We start from the raw sequence: 22,806 nt of genomic DNA on the forward strand, positions 1-22,806 counted from the left end.
AATTGTGCAAATCGATAATCGTTATCGACTATTTAGAGGCTTACCTAACCAAATTGTTCCAGAGCTGCATAAACAAGCGCACCACCTGGGAAGAGGTGGTGCGCTGAATTGGGTAGACTTAAAAACCACTAAGTGGCCTTTAGTCCTAAAAGTCGTAAGTCACGGTGAAACGATACGCACGAGGTGTCGGTAGGTCGAATCGCGCATAAGCGGGACCACGACCACCTGGTACTTGATAATCGATGTTCCCATCAATGGCGAGACGACTTGGGATGATCGTCCGGTTGTTCAGTGCATTTTGCACGTTCAACTGGAAGGTCCAGCGACCATCACCACCGAAAAATCCTTTTCCACGTGCTGTGCGATAGCGCAACCCGAGGTCGAGAATCTCAATGGGCACACCGGAAAATTCCACGCCATCTTCTTCACCGATGATGTTGGAATCCTGCCAACGGTAACCACTGATAAAGGACCAGCCTTTGAGGAAACCTTCCTTGAAGTCGTAGGTTGAGAAGAGATTCACACGATAGGGACGAAGGCCCCAGCGTTTTTCAGCCGTTTCGATATTATCGTTCACGTTATCGACCAAGTCATAGATCTCACCGGCGATACTTCCGGAGCCCTCCTGTGGCGTATTACCCACAGTCTGACCTTCCCCAAGTTGGCTCTCCAAGGCGAGGAATTCGGCAATGACTTTACCTGATTCATAAGCACCCGGATTGGAAATCACGAATGTATCGATAGTATCCCCTTCTTCGGCATCGGGATCAGGATCAGGGATCTCCACTTCAGTTACACCTTGAACCAAGCGACCATCTTCCCCCCTAGTCAACCCAAGGAAATCAATAGCCTTACTAAAAGAATTGGATACGATCCGGTCGGTCTTAGAAGCATTTAATTGTAACCGCCAGTTGTTGGTGATATTAGCGGTTATGCGCATTTCATAGCCACTAGAGATATTGTCGCGGAAGCGTCCATTTACTTCAGGTCTTAATTCCTGGCGGCGGTTTAAGAGAGACTCCAAATCTGCTCCCCCAAGAGTATCTTCATATGCCTGGTATATTCTTTCCATTGGGGCGGACGCCTGACTTCCACCAACAACTTCTTGAATGGATTCTGTTTCATAATAGACCAAACGACCACTTACTCGATTATCGAGTATAGAGAAATCGATACCAAAATCCTGGCCATCACCATTGGGGGGAGGAGAAGTCGCACCACCTGGGAATACAGTACGGCGGAAGTCAGGAACGCCAATATTACTACCCGTATTGGCCACCAGAGAAATGTTATCCGTTAAGTGGAAGACGGCACCTGCTGTGCGTACGGTTCCATCAAAATCGGTCTGCGGAGCACCAGGAATAGTATTCTCATCCGACGGTGTATCTTTAGTGATAGAGAGATCAGGAATCCAACCAATCAATGGATCCCGATAGTGACCTGCACGATCGATGGTTACTTCATCTTCGCGATAACCATAAGTGATGACCAATCGATCGTCCCAGAAGTGACTCTGGATAACAGCCATTCTGGAATCCGTCACCTGATTGATTAAATAGTTGATGTTTCCTGGTTGTTGTTCAGCCCAGACAACTGGATAAGTAGTCATCACACCAGGTGAAAACTGATCCGGGCCAAAACGATCTGTGGTTACGGTAGCAGGAACGTTTCTCCAGCTACCCGCTTTCCAGGTAGATCGATCATTCCAATCAAAATAGTTTCGCACCGTGATACGATTATCGGCGTGGAGATAATTGGAATTTTCGTAACGATTACCCTGCGTATCCAAGAAAGTTCCGCGACGGGCAGGGTTGCCACCCAAAGCCAACCAAGTATTTCCTCGGCGTTGTGTTTCATCCACTTTGGATGCAGCTATAGCCATGCGGTGCCGCCCCAACCAGTTACTTCCGGTATCTAAGTTGTAAGAAGTAGAAGCACGAATTTCTTCGTATCGTGAGATGTTCTTATCCCTGCGATAGTCCCCATCAAAATAGGGCTGGCCTACCCATGGATTGGGTGGAGCATTGGGGTCCACCGTGTCCTGTACGGTATTTGGGTCAAAACGAAATTCTGGACGCGATCCTTGAATTTGAGGCACATCAATGTCGGCTGCCTGTTTACCAAACTGGACATTGAAAAACCAATTATCTGTGATTTGGACATCCAGGAAAGCAGAATACATATCAAAGTCTGTTTCACGATAAAAGTCCGGGCCACCAGGATTGTAATGGTAAGGAAGCACGCTTTGGTCGTTGATACGATTAACTCGTGAAGTATCGAAATCGTTATATCCAGGAGATCCATCCGGATGGAATACGCCCCTGTTATTGTAACCGACGGTATTAAAACTACCTGATAGGTTGTGAAAGGTGCCATCATTTTCAATGAAAGTAAATCGGTTCTGGGCACCTTGAATACTCCCATTATTTCGAAGTATGTCCACATTTCTTCTGGGATTTCCGTCTCTGGCACCTACACCCACCGCTCGGGTTGCATTAGTAACGCGAGCACCTTGGCCATTACCACGGTAAGGGTTGAAAGTTAGACCATCCAATCCATTTGCAATTAAGTGGTCATAATAGGGAAGGCCTCTATCTGTAATGGGGCTCTGCTGAATGGAAGTCTTATGGTGCATGCCGTCTTCATAATTGGCACGGAAGGTAATCTTTTCTGTAGGTCTCCATGTCATTGCAACATAAGCCCGTTCCTTGTCATCACTGATCCAATCGCGCCAGTGCCCATTTTCCTGATTCAAGGCAGCAACCACAACAGCCAACTTATCTTCAACAATGACCTTGTTGAAACGGAATTCAGCACGATTCCTGCTAGAAGTACCAAAGCTATAACGAACACGACCTGAGTCCTGGTAAGTATTCGCAACCAAGGACGTTTGGTTAATCAAACCACCTGCGTTGCTCACACCGAAAAGCACCCCATTGGGTCCACGAGAATCGTCGTAACGACCAATTTTGTAGGAGTCGTCAGGAATGATGCTTTTAAAGTAGTCGATACCGCGACTGGACTCAATACCACGTGTCCGGATCCGTTGGGTAACAGCGGTCGCATTGGTGAATACGTTGAAGTTACCTCCGGCTCCATCCTGATCATTGGTATCCAGAACAGTATTTAGAGAGTAATCGATGAGTTCGTCTATGTCGGTCAAACCGGTGTCATCGATGAATTCTTGAGTCCAGACTGATACGGACGCCGAGGTGTCACGCAAGCTGGAGTTAAAACGAGTACCCGAGAGGGTGTTCGTGGCGGAGTAACCTAAGTCAGAAGATTCATCTACTTCGAAAGGATTAAGGTCATAAACTTCATTATCCTCATTCGAAGTGTCCTGGGCAAATGCCAAAGGAGCGATGAGACCGGATAACAATGCGTACAGCAGAATTTGGAGTCGTTTATTCATTGAGTCTAAGCTATGGGTTTGAAATGCAATTTACCAAGTTGCTGATTGAGTAGTTTGTAGTGGGTTTCCCTAAAGATGTAACTGAAAGAGAAATTCTAGCATTTTCAGGTCTGAAAACGTTATCAATTTCATTTCAATCAATATTCATTCTGCACATACTAAATCCGGTTGGTCAATGCCAACCTGTCGCTAGACGGCATCTTATAATAATATAAGCGCAAAACACCCACCTGTACAGACCAGTTGCGGTAAAATCCCCCAGTTTCTTAGCGAGTTCTAAAAGAGTCGCTTGTGACGATTTCGACGATCAAATCCTGGAATCCTTGGCCATGCCTGGCAAATGTGCCCCCGAGGCTTTCAGCAAGGCGTTTATCACCGAAATTCGGCTCTCGTCCTGTTGAATAGATGAGCAATTTTTCGGTCAGGCAGCTCGCAAACAATTCGGGATTGTCCAAAAGGTACTGTTTTAAGTCAGTAACATCTCGTAACGGGGCACCATCGGGAAGTTCGGCCATCGAATCGATTTCCAGACCTTTTCGAGTTCCTTTCCCTTGATTGGCATAATACTCCGCGTCCAGCTCGACAGAGGCTCCCACGGTGTAGACAGGGTAAAATTCCCGCCACCGTCCTACGGGATCAAAATTTTCCATGACAAACCCTAGCGGATCGATCTTTTGGTGACAGCGAGCACAAGCCGGATCGGCCAGATGCGCCACCATCTGCTCACGCATGGTCGTTGTTCCAGTTGTATCGGGAGCCACCGCAGGAACATCAGGCGGTGGCGGCGGAGTTGACTGACCCAGTACATTCTCAAGCAACCAGACGCCGCGATGAACAGGATGCGTATCCACCCCGTTGGCGGTAGCCATCATGATGGAAGCCATGCCCAACAGACCGCCCTGAATATATCCTTTGGGAAATGTGACCCGCTCCATGTCCCGATCTTTAAGATCGCCTCCGTAAATCTTGTTCAGTCTCTCATTTCGATAACTGAATCCCGGATCGATAAAGGTATCTAAACTGTGGTTCTCAAGCAGGATCTCTTCAAAGAACATCTCAGTCTCTGCGATCATGGCATCCCGGTCCTGGTTTATGAATTTGAGCAAGCGCGGATCGGGCATAATATCCTTGAGAATGCGCGTGCCCAACCATTGTCCGGTGAAGTGGCGAATAAATTCCTGCCTCTCAGGTTTAGCCAACAAGCGCCGAACTTCTTTTCCCAAGGTTTCAGCGTTCGATAGTTCACCTCGCCTTGCCAAGTCTAGCAGCTCTGCGTCGGGTGGCCCACTAGTCAGGAAATAGCTCAAACGACTCGCCAGGTCCCAGTCATCCAAAGCTCCCGGCCTTAAACCCCGATAAAGAAAATGAGGAGAAACCAAGGCACGCCGGATGGCCAGGTGAAGGGCGTCTTCCACACGTTTTTCGGGAAACTCACGCCGATGGCTTCGAACCACAGCAAGGTAGTCCTCGAGCTGATCCGCCAACACCGGCCTTCGAAATACCCGGGTTAAGAATTTTTGCAGGAACTGCCTGGCAAATTCCATATCGGACAACTCGGATGGTCGCTCCCCCAGGAATCGCTCGGAGCGAGCCAAGCGCATGCGCGTTAACGGATCTGAAACCACCCGTGTAGGGCCCTTGATCGAAGCGTCTAGAATATCCAAAGCTGGGCCGAAGCGAAGCATTTCCTCGGATGCATATTTGATAGCCCAGTTGGAAAAGCCATTGGAGAAGCCTCCACCGTAACGCTCAGGCAGCGAATCCAATCGCGGATCGTCCAAGTCGAGATCGTCACTCTTCATCAGGTCTTGAATCGTTTCGTAAAACTCGGCTCCCGTTGTTCCTCTTGGACCGCCTTGAAATTTTAAATTGGCTGCGTGGAATTTGCGGCTCCTCAATAATCGCTCATCGATAAACGTGCGATCTAACCCTCCGTGAGCACCCGCGGGAGACCTCATCGGGCCATCGGCCCATCGAAATCCAACCACCTCTCCCACAAAGAGCTCCGCCTCCATATCGAAAGTACTTCCTTGTTTTTCATGCACAGGGACATCGAAAGCCCCTAGATACCTGAAGTTTTCGAAGGGGCCGTATATATCTTCGCCATTCTGTCGGGCATAGACTTCCAGCCGAAAGGGATTATCCCTCGGCGCGTAAAACATGTCTCCGGTCTGAAAAGGTCGGGCCTCAACCTGCACCTGATAGATGCCACTTACCGATACTTCAAAGGGAGCCGTCCAAGCAGCATCATTGGCTCTGTTCCTCGACGAAACGATCCGATAGACACCACGGCCTTCCGCAGAGTCACCACCCAAATTCGGGCTCACAGCATGCGGGTATTCGAGAGGCTCCGCTTCGGGAAGTGCAACTGGCGCCGGTAACACTTCATCGACGACAGCCGCCGCGTTTTCGAAATATTGAGCCAGCAACGGAGGAGACAGAATCAGTCCTGAAGCGACATTATCAAAGCCATGCGCCGTGTCATCCGTTGGGAATGATGCTGACACTTCAAAGTCGGGTAAATTGAACAGGCTCCGAATGGTGTTCTCATACTCCACGCGATTGAGCCGGCGCGGTGAAGTGCCCCCAACGGGCGCATGCTTCGTTAAATCGCGCCCAAGCCAGGCTAGAAAATCCTCACGCTCCTGAGAACTGGGGAATGACTCCGCATCTCGAGGAGGCATGTCACTTGAATGGACAACTTCGTACACCTGGCTCCAAAAATCAGTCGTTCCTTCCGCAGACCAATCCACAGAGGTCATTTCAAGATTCACATCGCCTTCGATAAAATCGTCATCACCCGCATGGCATTCAAAACAATGGTTCTTAAAAAATCCTAAGGCTAGTCTGGGTAACTCCTCACTCGCTAAGGCAAATCCCGAGATCAGAAAACAACAACTGCAGATAAAAGTCCTCATTAAAAACTTATGGAATTTCGCCCAAAAAAGTGACTCGAAGCGGCAGAGCGAGACGCTCTGGCCCTACCATCATAGAAAAACCAATATTGGTAGGGCAATTGCGCGTGCCTTGCCACAGTCTTTTGGCGACGGCTGGTCCCCGCTACCGAGGAACGAAGCTGACGACACCTCAACGAGCGAAGCAGGTTTCGAGTGCAACGACACCAAAATAACATGCCGTTCCCATAAAGAAAACCATTACTCGTGCAAGTCATGAGATGCATTTTATGATTCGCACTAGGATGAAAAACACTCGTTCAGATTGCGGCTCGCTCCAGCGAACTGGTCGACATCCATTCCGAGCTGTTGCATCACGGAAATGTACAAATCACCAAGCAGGCGTGGGTTGTTTGAATTGCGATCATGCGCCCAGTGGTTTCCATGGTTCAACCCGCCGCCAGCCACCAGCGTAGGAAGATTTGTATTATCATGCGTATTCGAATCTCCCATACCACTTCCATATACAATCGCGGTTGAATCGAGAAGCGATTTACCCTCCGCATCGCGGTGGGTATCGAGCGTTCTGACAAAGCGGGCAAAGCTTTTCACGTGCTCCTGCCCAATCCTGCTATATTCGGCGATCTTCTGGGGCTGATTGCCATGATGGGACAAAGCGTGGTAACCGGTACTCAGTCGTTCACCCTCAATCTCAAATACCTGAGTTCTTCCCGGTATCATAAAAGACATTACACGGGTAGAATCGGTCGTCAGCGCTAATCCCATAAGATCATACATGATCGTTTCACAATGCAGGGCCTGCTCCGGCGATACGGGATCGAATGGGGGCAATGGATAATCGGTCGTTGGGTAAGGGTTTTCCAACCACTTTTCCTGTTTCTGAAGCTTTTTCTCAACGTCTCTTAAAGAAGATAAATACTCATCGAGCTTTTCTTGATCGCTCTGGGAGACCTGCCTTTGAATCGACTTCGCTTCTTCGAGGACATCGTCGAGGATACTTGAGTTGCCTTTCAGGACATACTCGATCCGCGACTTGTCACTATCGGACCGGAAAAGCGTTTGGTAGAAAACACTCGGCCTGCCGATCATTGGAAGAGCCACCCCTTCCTTGGTGAAACTCATCTGAGCACCGCCTAATTCCGCACCGCAGGTAAGTTGCATGGAGGCGTAGCGAGTCTGGTGTCCCACATGATCGGCTACAAGCTGATCCAGTGAAACGGAGCCAGCTGCTGAACCTGTCATCCATGCCTTCCATCCTTCGTGCCCATTGCGACCCCGGTGATCCAAACCGCTGAATATCGAGAGTTTGTCCTGAAACGGTTTTAAAGGCTCAAGCACATGAGGCATTTCGAATGATTTGCCTACTTGCTTTGGGAAGAAATGCTCTCGATGAAAGCCCAGGTAAGTCCCTATACAGACCAATCGTTTTACCTGCCCAGATCCTACCGCAGCCTGCAAGACGGGCATTCTAAACGATTCCAACATAGGAAGCGCCAGACTCACACCTACCCCTTTAAGAAACTGTCTTCGATGCATCCCTGTTTTCATCGGTGGAGGAGAAAATGGCAAACGTGACTCGAAATCAACTGATATCGTGAAAATGCAGTGTGAAGCAGGTTTTCATGGGGTTCGATCATCGAACGAGTTATAAAAAATCCCCCACCGGTAACAACGCGATACCAGTGGAGGATAGTGCCAGTAAGCAGGACTTACCGGATTCCGTTTCTCTATAGTTCAGTACTTCTACTTTCGCCTATTTTATAGGACGATCTCTTCTTTAAATACTTTCTCAAAATTGGGCAGCTCGTGAGCGTGGTTCTTTGCAGCTGTCAGGATGATGTCCTCGAGTTCTCCGCGCAGTCTAACCAGCACCACTTCCCGCTCTGCCATGACCACAACAAATAACTCATTAGGAAATTTGTCTTCCTTGGTAGGCGCATAAACGCCAACGGTTTCCTTTTTTCCCGAACAATCACGACAGGTTCAAACCCGTGAGCTTCCATACTAGCTTGTACGCGTTGAGCCGCAGCGCTTCGTTTGGAATTAAGGGATCCCTGGACTTCATACACGCCCACATCGACGCGGCTAACACGATCAAGATACTGGCGGGTTTCCTGCACTTCTGGTTCATCGATGAAAGCCGTTACCGTTTTGGCCATTCTAAGTGGAATAAATCCCAGGCTAAGTTCGATGTTCTTGTTTAGCTTTTCCTGCCCATCGAACACGGCTTCGCGAACGTCTTGTAAGTGAGCGTTCTCGGCCCACAACCTACAAAGAGAAATGTGAGGGCGACAACCGCCCCCACGGTATAAATACATCGTTTCATTTTAGCTTTCCTCCAGCATCTGGCCGATCTTGTCGAGCTGCGGTATGTTGAGCTGTTTTCCAAGGTCAGCGAGGGCTTCGATGGCGACGTTTCCGACAATGTTGATGAAGACGGCTTCTTCGCCCGAGGCGACGCTGACTACGATGGCTTCATCAGATGGCATGTTTGCAAATACGGCGACGTTTTCAACACCGTCTTTTACAGTAACGAGCTGCTCCCAATTCTGATCGATGAGGTTGTCAGCTATGTTGGCAACGCTCTCTGCAAATTGCTCCCGGTTGTCTTCCGTCACTTCATAGACGTGAACCAGAACGAGCTCGACACTACTGATGAGGTTGGAGACGTCTTCGTTTTGAGCTTCAACGATCGAAGCAGCAAGGCGAAGCAAGGGTCCTTTGAGCTGAACTTCTACTTTAGATTCTTCAGCGTGCATTCCGACATACTTTTCAAAGTTGATGTAGCCGGGATTCGTTTCGAAGGAATCAGCTGCCATTAAGGGAACTGTTACCAAAACGATAGATGTGCCGAGTAAGGCGATTAGTTGTTTCATGTGCATGTTGGATTAAAGGTTTATGTGCTTGTGATAAACAAGTAACCCGGGAGACACCTCGGAAGTCGCAGAAAAATTAATTTCTCTTAACAAAATGGCGAAGACTCCGTCTACCCGACCAGATGCCGCCGCCCTACCGCGCCACATTTAAGGTAGGGACAGATCGCCGTTTCGAGGAACGAAGTGACGACACCAGCACTGTCCGCGTACAACGACGTTCGGCGTCCTCAGGCTTCGCACAAGGCTTCGACCCGACACGGTCGGCGAGGTCGCCCTACCAATGAATGCCTACCGCTCTAGAAAAAACATCACTGTTTCTCTGATCCCAAGCCTCGCCCCCTACCTTGCTTCCTTTGCTAAAACGAAAAAAGTATAATTGAAGCTCTCGTCTGAGCTTTTCCGGCATTCCAACTCCGCCGAAAAATAATCCTTCCATTCTGGGAAGGACGTATCTCCTTCAACTTCAGCATGCACAACAGTCAGATATAACTTTTCTGCCAAAGGCAGGCTCTCTTCATAAATGGACTCCCCTCCACAAATCCAGATCGGGCCGTCTCCTTCTAGCCCTTGGGCTAACTCCAGAGCGAGTGGCAAGGAAACCGCAGCCAGCACTCCCCGTGGGGAAAACAAAGGATCACGGCTCAGCACAATCGTATCGGAATCGGGAAAAGCTTCACCGGTTTCCTCAAAGCAGCAACGCCCCTCAATAACAATGCCGCCCTTAACCTTATTTCTGAAGTAATCGGTATCTTCTGGAATCGACCACGGCAATCCCCCGTCTTTGCCAATAATCCGGTTTTCGGAGCACGCCACGATGATGTAAATAGGTTTCACGCTCCAACTAGATCGATCTGTTCCAGGGAGATGAAGACCAAAAGTCAGAAATTGCAGATTCCTCCAAAAGTACGATTAATTTTGAATAATAGCCGCCAAACACTATCACCCTGAGGCGGAAGAATCGTACACCATGGTTTCAGGAACGGCACAGATGCTACTTGGCGAAGAACAGACCACCATCACCGCTGGAGATTGTGTCGTTATAAAAGCGAACACCCATCACAAGATCTGGAACGAGACCGAGGAGGATGTTGTATTCATCGCCACCTGCGTTCCGGCCTGGGTTGAGGGCAATTCTGTCTACCTCGAATGAGCCTCCCTATATTCGCGATTGAAGAAGCGTTAGTTGCCAGCGCTCACAGAACAAACCAGATCATTCTACAAGCCCCTACCGGATCGGGTAAGTCCACTCAGGTCCCCCAGATGCTGCTGGATAGTGGGTTGCTGAAAGATGGTCAGGCAGTTGTATTACAACCCAGGCGGTTGGCCACACGGTTGCTCGCAAAACGAATTGCGGAAGAACGCGGTGTATCGCTCGGCGAAGAAGTCGGCTACCAAATCCGATTTGAAAACCGGACCAGCCAATCCACTCGTCTGCGACTGGTCACTGAGGGTATTCTGATAAGGCAACTGCTGGGTGACAAGCAGCTCAACGGAATATCCGCCATCGTATTCGACGAGTTTCATGAACGCCATATTGAGGGCGACATCGCTTTGGCTCTGGCCAAGAAATTACAACAGGAGTCCAGGCCCGATCTATTAATCGTGGTGATGTCAGCGACCCTCGAAACAGATGTCCTTCAACATTACCTGCTTGATAGCGAGGTCATCACCACTGAAGATCGAACCTTCCCTGTTGAGATTTCTTACCAACCATTAGGAACAGGAAATCAAAGACCTGTCTGGGAAGCTGCTCGAGATGCGTTCCGTAAATGGAGCCAAGAGCATAGCCAGGGGGACGCATTGATCTTCATGCCCGGAGCCTTTGAAATTCGCAAAACTATCGCGGAGCTGGAACACGACCGCAGCACCCAAGGCTGGCAGGTGCTCCCTCTCTATGGCGACCTTCCTCCCGAGCAGCAGGACGCCGCGGTAAAAAAGTACCCTTCCCGAAAAGTGATCGTGGCTACCAATGTTGCCGAAACGTCCATCACCATCGATGGAATCACAGCCGTCATCGACAGTGGGCTGGTCAGGAGTGCCAACTATGATCCTCATCGTGGGATCAACACGCTCTTGATCAATAAAACGAGTAGAGCATCGGCAGATCAGAGAGCCGGTCGTGCCGGGCGCACCGCCCCAGGAGTTTGTCTTCGTTTATGGTCAAAATCAGACCATGAAGCCAGAACTGATCAGGACATACCCGAAATCCATCGCATTGATTTAGCTGAAACATTGCTCGTTTTAAAGACCGCCGGGATCGAGAACCTGGAATCGTTTAACTGGGTCGAAGCACCTGAACTAAATAGTTTTGAGAGAGCCATTGGGCTGCTGAAGGAACTTGGTGCCCTGGATACCAAGTCGGGAGAACTGACTCAAATGGGCGCGCGCATGGCAGCCTTCCCGTGCCACCCCCGACATGCCCGCATGCTGATTGAGGCAGATCAGTATGGAGCGGTGCCCTCTGTTTGCTTGGCAGTTGCCATTAGCCAGGAAAAAAGCCTTTTGCTTCCCATTCGAGATAAGCGAGTAGAAAAGGAACGGGAGAACATTTTTGGCGAGGAAACGAGCTCCGACTTATTCGCTGAAATACAAGCCTACCACTATGCCGAAGGCTACCGATTTCAGGTAGATGCTTGCAGAGCCTTGGCCATTCATGCGGGTTCTGCTCGTCAAGCTGGAAGGTCTTACATCCAACTGAGACAACTAGCGAAAAGCCAAGGGCTCCGAATGGAGCAAATCGACGAAGATGGGATCGGATTTCGAAAATCCATACTCACCGGCTTCAGCGATCAATTGGCTAAACGTCTGGACAAAGGAACGAAGCGGTGCGAACTGGTTCACCAAAGACGGGGTGAGTTGAACCGCAATTCAGTCGTTACAGACCACTCACTGATTGTCCCTTTGGAAATCAACGAAATCCAAGGCAAAGATGTTTCCGTGATTTTGGGCCAAGTATCGGCGGTAGAAGAATCGTGGCTGGAAGAATTGTTTCCTGAGGATCTCTCGGATACGGAGCAGGTTGTATTTAACCCATCGATACGACGTGTAGAGGCAGTTCGAGAAAGGCGCTTTCGCGATCTTACGCTTTCATCCGGACCCTTGCCGGAGCCATCGGCCGAAAAGGCAGCCCGGCTCTTGGCTGGCAAGGTGGCTGATGGAACTTTAAAACTAAAAAAGTGGGATACCTCGGTAGAAAACTGGATCACTCGTTTGAACTTTCTTGCGGATGCAATGCCAGATTTGGAGCTACCTACGATTTCGGAGGACGACCGAAGCGACCTTCTAGAACATATCTGCCATGGAGGATATGGCTACAAAGATATCAAGGACCGTGATCCCTGGCCGACGCTCAAGGCATGGCTCTCCACTGAACAACTTGCTGCTCTCGATTACTTTGCCCCGGAGCGTATCCAGCTGACCGAGTGGCGGCGCTGCAAGGTACGCTATTCTGAAAACGATCCTCCAGTAATCGCGGCCAAAATCCAGGATCTCTATGAGGTTAAAGGAACGCCTAGTTTGGCAGATGGAAAAATTCCATTAAGAATGGAAATCCTAGCACCCAATCAACGTCCCGTTCAAATAACCGACAATTTAGAAACCTTTTGGACCTCAGCCTATCCTTCCATCAAAAAGGAACTGGCAGGACGATACCCGAAACATGAATGGAGGTAATGCTTAGGCTCGTATTTTACCGAGCGTAATCCTCAGGAATCGTTTTCGATGAGGGAGGCAAATTCAAGCGCTCCGAAGACCAACGACTGAAACTCGGCGACTTCATTGGCGAGCTCGGGCGCGGTGGTTGCAGGCTCAATGGCGTCAAAAGCACGTACGGGCTCCTGAAATACCATGTAGGTCATGAATAAATCCCGATAATATTTAAACTCGTTCGGATTCAGCTCTACGGCGGTTTGGATCAGGTCGGCGGCAAGCCATCGAACATTTTTGCTTTCGGGACTGAGATCATCGATGGGGCCTGCAAATTGCAGTAATTGTGAAGCCAAACGATATTTCATTTCCGCCTCTTTAACCTGATCTTCAGAAACTTCTATGATGGCCTTAGCCATCTCCACAGGTTCACTTGCATCTTCAGGAGTGCTGGTATCTGGCGAATTCGAAGTTACCGAGCTGGAAGACTCGCATCCTACAAAGCCAATGAGCAGCGGTAGAAAAAATAAACTGAGGATGAGTTTAGACAAGCTACACAACTGCGTAACAACCCTGACGGAAAGCGCAACCCTGGAATGATAGAATGCAAGGGATTGACCCGTTTTATTTGATCGAGATACTAAAGGCTCTTTTTCAAATACCCTATGAAACAATCTCGTCGTCAATTTCTTCAATCCACCGGAGCAGCGGTCGGCAGTATGTCGCTGCCAAAAATACTATCTGGGGCTTCACACTCCGATGCTAAAAAGAAACCCATGAACATTCTCTACCTTTGCTCAGATCAGCAGCATTGGGAGGCTCAAGGGTTTGTAGATGCCTTCTTTGATACGCCGCACCAAGATGCACTGGCCGAAGAGTCCACTGTCTTCAAAAACGCCTTTTGCACGACTCCACAATGTTCTCCTAGTCGTTCATCGATGTTGACCGGGTTCTACCCGCACAAGACGGAGATGATGAACAACAGCAACGCCTCCGGAGGCACGGAACTCGCCTTACCGACAATTGGGAGCCTCCTGCAAAATGCGGGGTACAAAACTGCGCTCTTTGGAAAATGGCACCTCGGGGCTGACCCGATTGCCAATAAAGGCTGGGATGAAGATTATAAACAGGGCCCAGACCCCAAAGTCACCGAAAAGGGAATCGACTTTCTAGAACGCCATACGAATAGCGACCGTCCGTGGGCGATGTTTCTGATGTATCTGGATCCCCACGACATCTATCACTACAAACCTGGAAAGAGTGAGGTAAAGATTGACGATGTAGAACTTGGTGAATCCTGGAAGAAGAAGGATTTCGATTCGGTGCCGAAAGTACACCGTGAGTTTATGGAGCACAATCAAGGAGAGTTTATTGTCGATGCAGACGAAGACACTTGGAAAGGCTACCGCGACTTCTACCGCCAAAAGGTAAAACTCTACGATGACCACATTGGACGCGTGATCCAAAAACTGAAGGATGAAGGACTCTGGGAAAACACCATCGTGGTGAACACTTCGGATCACGGTGACATGGACACCTTTCACAGACTCGTTTTCAAAGGCCCGTTCATGTACGAGCACATGATGCGTATTCCCTTAAGCATACGCATACCCGGCGTAAAGGGGCCCAAAGAAACAGACCATCAGTGGGTCAACGTAGACACCGTACCTACCCTATTGGATCTCGCAGGAGCTAAGGCTATTGAAACCCACGGTCATTCGGCAGTGCCGCTACTCAAGGGCAAAAAAAATCAAAAAGAGAGAGAGTTCGTAATTGGCCAATACTATGGAAAACAAACCTGGGTGAACCCGATCCGAACAATTCGCACGAATGAGTGGAAATACAACCTCTACACCGATTGGGGAGAGGAGCTTTACCATTTAGAGGAGGACCCCAATGAGGTTTCCAATTTGGCTGACAATAACAGCTATTCGGACATCAAATCCGAATTGCGCGAGAAGCTGGACGAGTGGATGGAAGAGCACGATGATCCATTCTATTCCTTCACGACCACCAAGTTGGATCACAAGGAAGCGAGCGCCATCCTTCGAGGGAACGCCTCAAAAGGTTCTTAATCATGGCTTTACAGTCCTTCTAACAGAGAATCGTTAGGCTCGGACCTAGCTAAAAATTTAGTAAAGATTGACGATAATTACCCTCATTTCTGGGAGATTGATCCCGTAACCGATGAGATTAGAAATCATTGACTCTCTCAGTAGAAACACCTAATTCTGGCCTTAGCTTTTATACCAACCTACCGGAAAATGAGAAAAATCTTCCTATTCCTTTTGCCACTCATCGTTGCAATGCCCCCCCCTCTCCGGACAAGTTTCTGTGTTTCAATCCACAAACACCGTAACCGCCACAGGAACCATTGGTGCAGGCGAATGGGATGATGCGAGTGCAGCAATCAACATTGCTACACTGGGGAGCGGATTTACTGCTCCTACTGATAGCAGCGATCTATCGGGCACCGTAAGATTGAAATGGGATAGTATAAATCTCTACGCCCTCTTTCAGATAACGGATGATATTCGAGGAGAAAATTCCGCAGATGGGATTAGTACCAATCTGAACTCATTCAATGACGATTCGGTAGAGCTTAATTTTGAAGGTACATTTCCAGGTTCGGCGGTACCGAACCACACCTTAGATGGTTTAGATAGATTCCAATATAGGTTTAACCCAAATTCCAATGCATTGCTGCAGGAGATCGAATTTTCACCGATAGACACACCTAGTACAGGTATCGTTTGGGGAACTCAGGATACAGTGGGTAATAGCTATGTGGTGGAAGTTTCCAATCCTTGGTCTACTCTAAATGTTACCACTCCTACAATAGGAAATTCTTTCGCCTTTATGGGAGTTATCAATGACGATGATGGTAGTGAACGTGAAACACAATTGTTCTGGAACACATCTAATTCAAACGCTTGGGACGATGCAACCGAATGGTCAGAAATCCAGTTGGCAGCAGCCATCCCTGAGCCATCTACATACGCGATGATTTTTGGATTAGTAGGCTTCGTCGCATCTGTTATTGTTGTAAAGCGACGCAAAGCTACTGAATAATTAAGGCTGGCTTTGTCCAACTTAAGGCCGCTTAACCTTCGCGAAGGGCGTCCAGCACAATTCCAGGTGTAAGCACCTCTGGAAGCAATGTATCTTCTCCGCCAGGGCGGTATATGATATTCGTCGGAACACCATTCCGTTTGAAACGCTGAAGCTCCCGTGTGATTACAGGATCTCTTCGAGTCCAATCTCCTTTTAAAGCGACGATGTCATTCTCTTTAAAGTACTGGATAACTTCGTCACTTCCGAAGGCTACCTTCTTATTTACCTGGCAGGTGAGACACCAGGTGGCTGTAAAGTCTACATAGACCGTTTTGCCGTCTGCTACCATGGCACTGACCGTTTCCGGGGAATAAGCCTGCCAGTTTATAGCATCGGTTTTTTCAGAACCCATCGAGATGTGTGGAGGCTCTAAGCCTGAGGCCCAGTATTGGAGATAACCGCCTGTGCACAAAAGAGGTAAAGCGACAACAAAAGCAATCGTACGAACTGACTTACGTTTTGCGAGGCTGCCCCAATTCCCCCAGACCCAGGCAGCAATTCCCATGATGACTAAGCCCATGAGCAATGCTCCCATGCCGTTTACGCCGACTTGATTGCCAAAGACCCAAGCCAACCAAACCACGGTGCCGTATAGGAGAAAGGCCAAGGCTTTCTTAAAGGTTTCCATCCACGCTCCGGGCCGAGGCATGGCATTTAGAAAAGCCGGAAAAAACGAAAGGATCAGGTAAGGCAAAGCCACCCCAATCGCTAGGGCCGTAAAAATCGCCATGGACTGAACAGCCGATAAAGTGGCGATCACTCCAACAGCCGTTCCCATAAAGGGAGCTGTGCAAGGTGTAGCTACCAAGGTCGCTAAAACACCCGAGAAAAAGGATCCGGAATAACCAGACTTCCCTTGAAGTTCACTTCCGGCACCTGTGAGAGATTCTCCAATTTCAAAAACTCCAGAGAGGTTCAATCCAAAGAGAAACATGATACTCGCAAGCACCGCGACAAACCCAGGTGCCTGCAAATGGAACCCCCAGCCAATTTCCTGACCGGCTGACCGTAACGCTAAGAAGACTCCGGCAAGCAACCAAAAGGATACAATGACCCCAAGAGTGAATATCATACCGTGGATTTTGACCTTGGACTTATCTTCCCCAGCCTGCTGAACAAATCCCAAGACCTTAATAGACAGAACCGGAAAAACGCAGGGCATGAGATTCAAAAGCAACCCTCCGGTTACTGCGAACAGGAGAAGTGTGATAAAACCCTTAGACGCCCCCTCTGAACTGGCTACGCTGCCACTGCCCATGGAGATTCCAGCGTCTACTCCTCCCACTGAAGCAAGCCAGCTTACGACTTCTTCATTCACAGAATAGGTTAAATTGACTGCCAATGCCAGGTAATCTCCAGCAGCATCCCACGGCTTGTCAGAAACAAGTACTCCCCGAAACTGATCTTTGCCTTCTTCGGGAGCATACTCCGTCTTTGGCATTACGATCGTAAGCACCCTTCCTTCTGCTAAAGAAGTTCGTGGCTTAGAAGGAGCAATCCAACCATCGAGGGAGAAGTAAGTGACCTCTCTTCCATTAAAATCCTGTCCTTCTGGTGCTAGCACGCTCAAAGCGAAGGACTCACCATTGCCTACCACCCTCATTTCCCAATCGGGTAGTTCCGCAGGTAATTGTTTTCTCGTGGTCTGAATTTGAGCATGATGCGAGCCGGGACCAGGATTTGAAGAAACATCCAAACTCAACGTTAGATCAGCCCCACCAGGGATACAGGCCTCTTTGCAAACGAGAAAATCAACCCTGGCAGCCAAATCAACCTGGCCAGTCGCCTCAAAACCATCGGGCACCTCTAAATCAACCAACAAAAGGATCTCACCTTCGTATGCATAGGAAACCATTTCAAAATAGTCGATCCACTGAGGTGCTGGCCATTGAATGGGACCTGCTGTAATTCCCTCGGGAAGTGTCCATACAATCTCGGTGGGCAATCCAGAATCTCCAGGGTTTGCCCAATATGTATGCCAGTGATCTTCCATTGTCATACGAACCGCCACCGTGCTCTTCTGTCCGGGAATCAGAGCATTGTTTTCTGCAACCAACTCAAGCGCTACACGCTCAGTGACCACTTCCCGGCCCGATAAGCTGGGGCCTAGGCTAAAAAGGGCACATAATGCCAAGATCGAAATGGGTATTCGTTTCATAGTATATGAATGGGACTGACTCCCTATAGCATTTATTTCCACCAATTATCTTTGAATCATACAAATTTTAAATTTTCCCAGGCAATATCCATAAACAATCAGGCCGAAGCTACATTAGCTTCGGCCTGAATTATATCTCTTAGCTTGTCTCCTTACTTCACTTTAATGGCTCTTGGCTTGGTTTCCTCCGCCTTGGGAAAGGCAAGCTTTAGAACTCCGTCAACAAGATCAGCTGAAATGGCTGACTGGTTGACCTCCTTCCCCAGACTCAGGCGCAATTGATAAGATCCGTCATTCGTCTCGCGGTAGAGTGGCTTCCATGAATCCGGCTTTTGCTCACTGATTGCAGCTTCAAGCCGTAATTCATTGTCTTCTAAAGAAATTTGAAGGTCACCCTTTCCAATTCCAGGTAGTTCAACTCGCACAAAACTCACATCGTCCGTGTGCGATATTTCATAGTGCGGAGTTACAAACTGAGTGGACTGCTTTTGATCTGTAGATGAGGATGTACAATTAGTTAGTGATGAATTCATAATGATATTGGTAGCAATAGGTTAGCTGTTGATTTCAATTTTGCGGGGCTTGGCTGATTCCGCCTTAGGAATGGTCACCGTAAGCATGCCATTCTCGTAATGAGCCTCGATTCTCTTGGATTCAATCGTGCTGGGTAAATTTACAGACCGATGGAATGAAAGGGTACTTTTTTCACCTTCTCCTTTATTCTTCCGCTCCCCTTTGAGCATTAATCGATCTCTCTCCAAGTTTACTTCCAACTCCTTTTTCTTGAAGCCGGGAATCTCTGCTCTGACGAAGTAATTGGATTCGTCTTCGAAGAGGTCAACTGCAGGTCGGAAGGTGCCATTCGATTTATACTGCGGATAGCTTGAATTATAAAAGGGTGTACTGTTGAAGAAATTCTCAAAGTCCCTCCAAAGATCGCGATTATTGTTAGAATAACGACGAGTTAAGTATTTCATAATGATTTTGGTTAATGGTTATTGTTGCCACCGTTAATGCCTAAATCATGCCAGAGCTATATCTGGCCTCTATCAGTTGTTCTACAAGGACTTACAAAAACCCACTATATTCTATAATGCGCCACAGTGTCACACTATGGCCGCGAAGAATAGTTCAGTGATAAATTGAGTCACACTGACTCTAGTTGGCCTGCTCAGCGCTTGAGCTTCTAATTCCGGGCAGATCTTGCCGGACTTGTTCCATGGTCAAGTTGAAGCTATCCAATGGCAAATTGTAGTACCTCACTACATCTACGGGTGCCTTAACCACACGGGAGTCCACGAATCCTTTGATGTTCAATCTGACTCGCGTATCTTCCGCGTCCCCACTCGGAGGGAGAATGTCTATATCTAGAGAAGAATCCTGTAAATTGGAGAGCGCATCGTCCACCATACTGTAGCGATCATCTCTATTTAGATTTTCGGCTTCATCTTCTGGTCTAAAAATCCGCAGATTCATGGAACCGAGTTGCCCTTCTGGCGTATGCAGATGCCCATGCCCCAAGGAAAATATGCTGTTCTTCATATCCCACTGGAAAGGAATGATTCCATCTATGCTTCCCTCGGCGGCACCTATCACCTTGGGGATCCAATCAAGAATCTCCTCAGTCTGGAGGTTGTTTACCCCGATTTCGGAATCGATATACATTTCCTCCGGATTCATTGAAACATTGGCCAATTCAATCGAACCCCCAAATGCACTAAGCGATGTGCCTGAGATATTGATCCGGTTTCCAATTTCAAAGCTGGTGGTGAAATCGGAAGCGGTCCAGCCATTGACCTGAACGGTGGAAACCGTGAAAGGCTTTTCCGATGTCATATGGAAGGGCTCCAAGCTATGAATCTTTCCAGCATAGGAAACGTTGTCTAAAACAAGATTTCCCCCTGCATAAAGTAGGTTATCCAATTGATAAGAAATACTCGGGGCAACCGAGTCCGGAGTAACCTTCAATTCAAAATCAGCTGAAAGCAGCCCAGTAACGTCAAACTCCCCCGTGATCCATCGCTCCAGGTAGGGGTACTCCTCAATCGCATAATCCTCCAAGGCGACCAAGGCTTCCAAGCCAGAAGTAGGATCAAAAGTCATGTCGTACTCCAATTCAAAATTCCCAGGGCTCATCATAAGCGTTCCCTTTGATTGGCGGAGACTGGATTCTCCTTGAGGCTGAAACGCCAAGGTGGCCGCACCAATTCCATCAAAACCTCCTGAGACCTCGACAGAAGTTTCGGCTCCCGGGGTCCAATTAACGTTTATCCCTTCTCCAATTAAGTCGGAGTAGCGGAAGAGAGTCACGTCGCTCATATTTGCATAATGAACAAAATCACCGGGATTCATGACCAATTCGGCGAATAAATCACTATCGAGAGTCGTTGTCTCCAACTCAAAATTCAAAAGCCCCTCGCCCACCTCAGACTGGAACATAGGAGCCATAAATATCCCATCGCGAAACCACAGATCGACCGAAGCATTCGACAGCAACTGCTCATGCAAATGCCCGTTAAACATGATATCCAGTGTGCCACTACTCAGCTGATCCTGCATTTCGCTGCTGAGGAGCAGATCCAAACCGAGTACCTGAAAATCGAAACCTTCCTCGGATCCTAATACAGACACCTCTAGCGGGATCTCGTTACTTAAGGTATGAACCACCTGAACCGCTCCAAAGTCCCAATCGGGTGAGATGGAAGCTTCCATGAGCTCGAAATGGAGATTGGGTCCTTCTTCGACTGATAAAGTACCGCTCCAATTGAACGGAGCCTCGAGTAATCTGGAAAGCTGACCGTTACCGGTAAACTCGACCGTCATACGCCCAGGCGTCCAAAGCATAGAAGCAACATGGTCCGATGAAGAAACATCAACTCCTTCAAATCCAACACCGACATTGCTCAAAACCGTATGGACCTGCCCATTTTGGAAATTAAAATTATCTCCCTCGAAATGAAATGCGGTCTGAAAGCGGCCTTCATTCCAATCAAACATGGGCTCTTCATTGAGGATATCCCATATACCCTGACTAAGGTCGTGGCTTAGATCCATTTCTCCTGAAAGGTCCATCAGTCCACTATTCCAATCAAAAAATCCACGACCGACGACCGGATGTTCTTCCACATCGATGTCCAAGCTCCAATCCACTCGCGTTTGAACGACCGATAAATGACCATCCACCAGCCCCTCAATGGCTCGACCACGATTTTCATAGTGAACAATTCCGTCTTTGAAATGAATTTCCAACGGCAGCGGGGATTGAAATGGAGTTTTCTCCGGAAGCGCCAGAATAGCGTTGTTTACTGATAACAAGCCCTCAGGTACCTGCGCATTCACTCCAGCCCAAAGACCATTCACCGCTATCTTCAAGGGTCGGTCTTCACCATATCCATCAAAAAACGATCCAAACTCAATTGATTCAGCGACAAGATTGACCCCGGAAATTCGAAGGCTCAGATCGCGCACCACTGGCCGAGACATGCCCTCAATTCGAAATTCAATGGAATCTGTCTCGATTCCAACCTGCTGCATGCGTTCTTTGAATTGTTGTTCTGCGTACTCTGGAACATAAAACCAGGCTACACCGAATAACACGGCGAGGAGCACTAGGCTCGCGAGGGGAATCCAAATCCTTTTTCTTAGGGCCACTTATACTATCTTTAAAGAGTTTCCGACTTTGACTCTTTAAGTAAGTAGGAGTTTCAGATTCGGGTCAATACATCACAAATCAGGAGGTACATCTTTTATTCGAGAAGAGCGAAATGCATCGAATAAATAAAATGCGATCCCCGCCCAAATAAAGGCGAAGGTGATCATTCTACCCGAAGAAACTGGCTCGTCGTACAACCACACGGCCAAGCCAAATTTCATACAAGGGGCAATAAATTGAAGGATCCCAAGCGTGTTGAGCTGAATCCTTCTAGCACCATAAGAAAATAGAAGTAAGGGAATCGATGTCACAATGCCGGTAAGAAGAATGAGGGCCTGGAGAGACCAGGGTGCATGAAACAAAGCCCCTTGGTTTTGCGAGAACAGCCATACCAACCCGACCAAAGCGATCGGGAAAATAACCGTGTTTTCGAGAGCCAATCCTGTGACCGTTCCCAAGGAGGACTTCTTCTTTAACAGTCCGTACACTCCGAAAGAACCTGCAATGGCCAGGGCTAAACATGGAATTTCATCGACACCGAATACTTCGTTTAAAACACCGACACAGGCGAGCAAGACCGCTAATCCACGAAGCCGAGTGAGGCCTTCTTTTAACACAATAAAGCCAAAGCCAAGATTCACCAAAGGCACAATAAAATAGGCCAAACTTGCTTGAAGGATCTGCCCATTTGTCACTGCGTATATAAAGGCCAACCAGTTGATCGCTAGCATAACGCCGCCAAAAGCATAAATCAAAGCCAGGCGTTTATCTCGGAATACCAGAAAATACGCTTTCAGTTTTCCTCTATAACTTAGGATAAGAAGCAAAAAGAAAAACGACCAGGCGATTCGGTGAAGGACCAACTCGTATGCATTCACCGATTCCAACAACTTCCAGTACATGGGAATCAGTCCCCATATAATAAAGGAGGCCGCGGCAGCTATTCCACCCCTTAGAGAATCTCCAGATTTGTTGTCCATTGGTATCGAGCAGGGGGAATTTGGGCAAACCAACCCACAAGGCAATGGAAATAG

General features: G+C 48.3%; 16 protein-coding genes. 4 read left to right on the forward strand and 12 right to left on the reverse strand.

The window, feature by feature from the left end:
• Positions 1–145 precede the first annotated feature (145 nt).
• From GA003_19070 to GA003_19095, 6 genes are all read right to left on the reverse strand, one after another.
• The gene (locus tag GA003_19070; GenBank protein QXD28074.1) at positions 146–3,412 is read right to left on the reverse strand and encodes a hypothetical protein; all 3,267 of its coding nucleotides are present in this window, start codon (positions 3,410–3,412) and stop codon (positions 146–148) included.
• Between the two features lie 266 nt (positions 3,413–3,678).
• Positions 3,679–6,330: a DUF1592 domain-containing protein gene (locus tag GA003_19075; protein QXD28075.1), complete on the reverse strand. Its 2,652-nt coding sequence runs from the start codon at positions 6,328–6,330 to the stop codon at positions 3,679–3,681.
• Positions 6,331–6,606: 276 nt separating this feature from the next.
• Positions 6,607–7,863: a DUF1552 domain-containing protein gene (locus GA003_19080; protein QXD28076.1), complete on the reverse strand. Its 1,257-nt coding sequence runs from the start codon at positions 7,861–7,863 to the stop codon at positions 6,607–6,609.
• Between the two features lie 293 nt (positions 7,864–8,156).
• On the reverse strand, positions 8,157–8,645 hold the full coding sequence (locus GA003_19085; protein ID QXD28077.1) for a hypothetical protein: 489 nt from the start codon (positions 8,643–8,645) through the stop codon (positions 8,157–8,159).
• A gap of 9 nt (positions 8,646–8,654) precedes the next feature.
• Positions 8,655–9,203: a DUF4252 domain-containing protein gene (locus GA003_19090; GenBank protein QXD28078.1), complete on the reverse strand. Its 549-nt coding sequence runs from the start codon at positions 9,201–9,203 to the stop codon at positions 8,655–8,657.
• A 339-nt stretch (positions 9,204–9,542) separates the two neighbouring features.
• Positions 9,543–10,037, reverse strand: a complete 495-nt coding sequence (locus GA003_19095) for a dihydrofolate reductase (protein QXD28079.1) — start codon at positions 10,035–10,037, stop codon at positions 9,543–9,545.
• 133 nt (positions 10,038–10,170) lie between these two features.
• On the opposite strand from GA003_19095, the gene GA003_19100 reads away from it, so the two are divergent.
• Entirely contained in the window at positions 10,171–10,353 is a 183-nt protein-coding gene (locus GA003_19100) for a cupin domain-containing protein (GenBank protein QXD28080.1), read from the forward strand.
• Complete coding sequence (hrpB, locus tag GA003_19105) at positions 10,350–12,875, forward strand: ATP-dependent helicase HrpB (protein ID QXD28081.1); 2,526 nt, start codon at positions 10,350–10,352, stop codon at positions 12,873–12,875. Before GA003_19100 ends, hrpB begins: the two co-directional genes overlap by 4 nt.
• Positions 12,876–12,907: 32 nt before the next feature.
• On the opposite strand, the gene GA003_19110 is transcribed toward hrpB, so the two are convergent.
• On the reverse strand, positions 12,908–13,399 hold the full coding sequence (locus tag GA003_19110; GenBank protein QXD28082.1) for a hypothetical protein: 492 nt from the start codon (positions 13,397–13,399) through the stop codon (positions 12,908–12,910).
• 114 nt (positions 13,400–13,513) lie between these two features.
• On the opposite strand from GA003_19110, the gene GA003_19115 reads away from it, so the two are divergent.
• Together GA003_19115 and GA003_19120 are read left to right on the forward strand one after the other, a co-directional pair.
• Complete coding sequence (locus tag GA003_19115) at positions 13,514–14,923, forward strand: sulfatase-like hydrolase/transferase (GenBank protein ID QXD28083.1); 1,410 nt, start codon at positions 13,514–13,516, stop codon at positions 14,921–14,923.
• A 259-nt stretch (positions 14,924–15,182) separates the two neighbouring features.
• On the forward strand, positions 15,183–15,920 hold the full coding sequence (locus GA003_19120) for a CBM9 family sugar-binding protein (protein QXD28084.1): 738 nt from the start codon (positions 15,183–15,185) through the stop codon (positions 15,918–15,920).
• A gap of 31 nt (positions 15,921–15,951) precedes the next feature.
• Here GA003_19120 and GA003_19125 read toward each other — a convergent pair whose 3' ends face one another.
• The 5 genes from GA003_19125 to rarD form a co-directional block, all read right to left on the reverse strand.
• Positions 15,952–18,120 (reverse strand): thioredoxin family protein, encoded by a 2,169-nt coding sequence (locus tag GA003_19125; GenBank protein ID QXD28085.1) that lies wholly within the window; start codon positions 18,118–18,120, stop codon positions 15,952–15,954.
• Positions 18,121–18,272: 152 nt separating this feature from the next.
• A complete protein-coding gene (locus GA003_19130) occupies positions 18,273–18,653 on the reverse strand; it encodes an Hsp20/alpha crystallin family protein (GenBank protein QXD28086.1) in 381 nt (126 codons plus the stop codon).
• Positions 18,654–18,674: 21 nt separating this feature from the next.
• Positions 18,675–19,097, reverse strand: a complete 423-nt coding sequence (locus GA003_19135; GenBank protein ID QXD28087.1) for an Hsp20/alpha crystallin family protein — start codon at positions 19,095–19,097, stop codon at positions 18,675–18,677.
• Positions 19,098–19,278: 181 nt separating this feature from the next.
• Positions 19,279–21,717 (reverse strand): YdbH domain-containing protein, encoded by a 2,439-nt coding sequence (locus tag GA003_19140; GenBank protein QXD28088.1) that lies wholly within the window; start codon positions 21,715–21,717, stop codon positions 19,279–19,281.
• A gap of 126 nt (positions 21,718–21,843) precedes the next feature.
• Positions 21,844–22,752, reverse strand: coding sequence for an EamA family transporter RarD (gene rarD / locus GA003_19145; GenBank protein QXD28089.1), 909 nt, complete (start codon positions 22,750–22,752; stop codon positions 21,844–21,846).
• Positions 22,753–22,806 lie beyond the last annotated feature (54 nt).

Source organism: Opitutia bacterium ISCC 52 (assembly GCA_014529675.2).
In the GTDB taxonomy this organism is placed as follows: Bacteria; Verrucomicrobiota; Verrucomicrobiia; order Opitutales; family UBA2995; genus UBA2995.

Coding starts and splice junctions, on each gene's coding strand:
- GA003_19075 (QXD28075.1), bottom strand. CDS start 6,330: ATGAGGACTTTTATCTGCAGTTGTTGTTTTCTGATCTCGGGATTTGCC.
- GA003_19100 (QXD28080.1), top strand. CDS start 10,171: ATGGTTTCAGGAACGGCACAGATGCTACTTGGCGAAGAACAGACCACC.
- hrpB (QXD28081.1), top strand. CDS start 10,350: ATGAGCCTCCCTATATTCGCGATTGAAGAAGCGTTAGTTGCCAGCGCT.
- GA003_19090 (QXD28078.1), bottom strand. CDS start 9,203: ATGAAACAACTAATCGCCTTACTCGGCACATCTATCGTTTTGGTAACA.
- GA003_19080 (QXD28076.1), bottom strand. CDS start 7,863: ATGCATCGAAGACAGTTTCTTAAAGGGGTAGGTGTGAGTCTGGCGCTT.
- GA003_19125 (QXD28085.1), bottom strand. CDS start 18,120: ATGAAACGAATACCCATTTCGATCTTGGCATTATGTGCCCTTTTTAGC.
- rarD (QXD28089.1), bottom strand. CDS start 22,752: ATGGACAACAAATCTGGAGATTCTCTAAGGGGTGGAATAGCTGCCGCG.
- GA003_19085 (QXD28077.1), bottom strand. CDS start 8,645: ATGTATTTATACCGTGGGGGCGGTTGTCGCCCTCACATTTCTCTTTGT.
- GA003_19130 (QXD28086.1), bottom strand. CDS start 18,653: ATGAATTCATCACTAACTAATTGTACATCCTCATCTACAGATCAAAAG.
- GA003_19135 (QXD28087.1), bottom strand. CDS start 19,097: ATGAAATACTTAACTCGTCGTTATTCTAACAATAATCGCGATCTTTGG.
- GA003_19070 (QXD28074.1), bottom strand. CDS start 3,412: ATGAATAAACGACTCCAAATTCTGCTGTACGCATTGTTATCCGGTCTC.
- GA003_19115 (QXD28083.1), top strand. CDS start 13,514: ATGAAACAATCTCGTCGTCAATTTCTTCAATCCACCGGAGCAGCGGTC.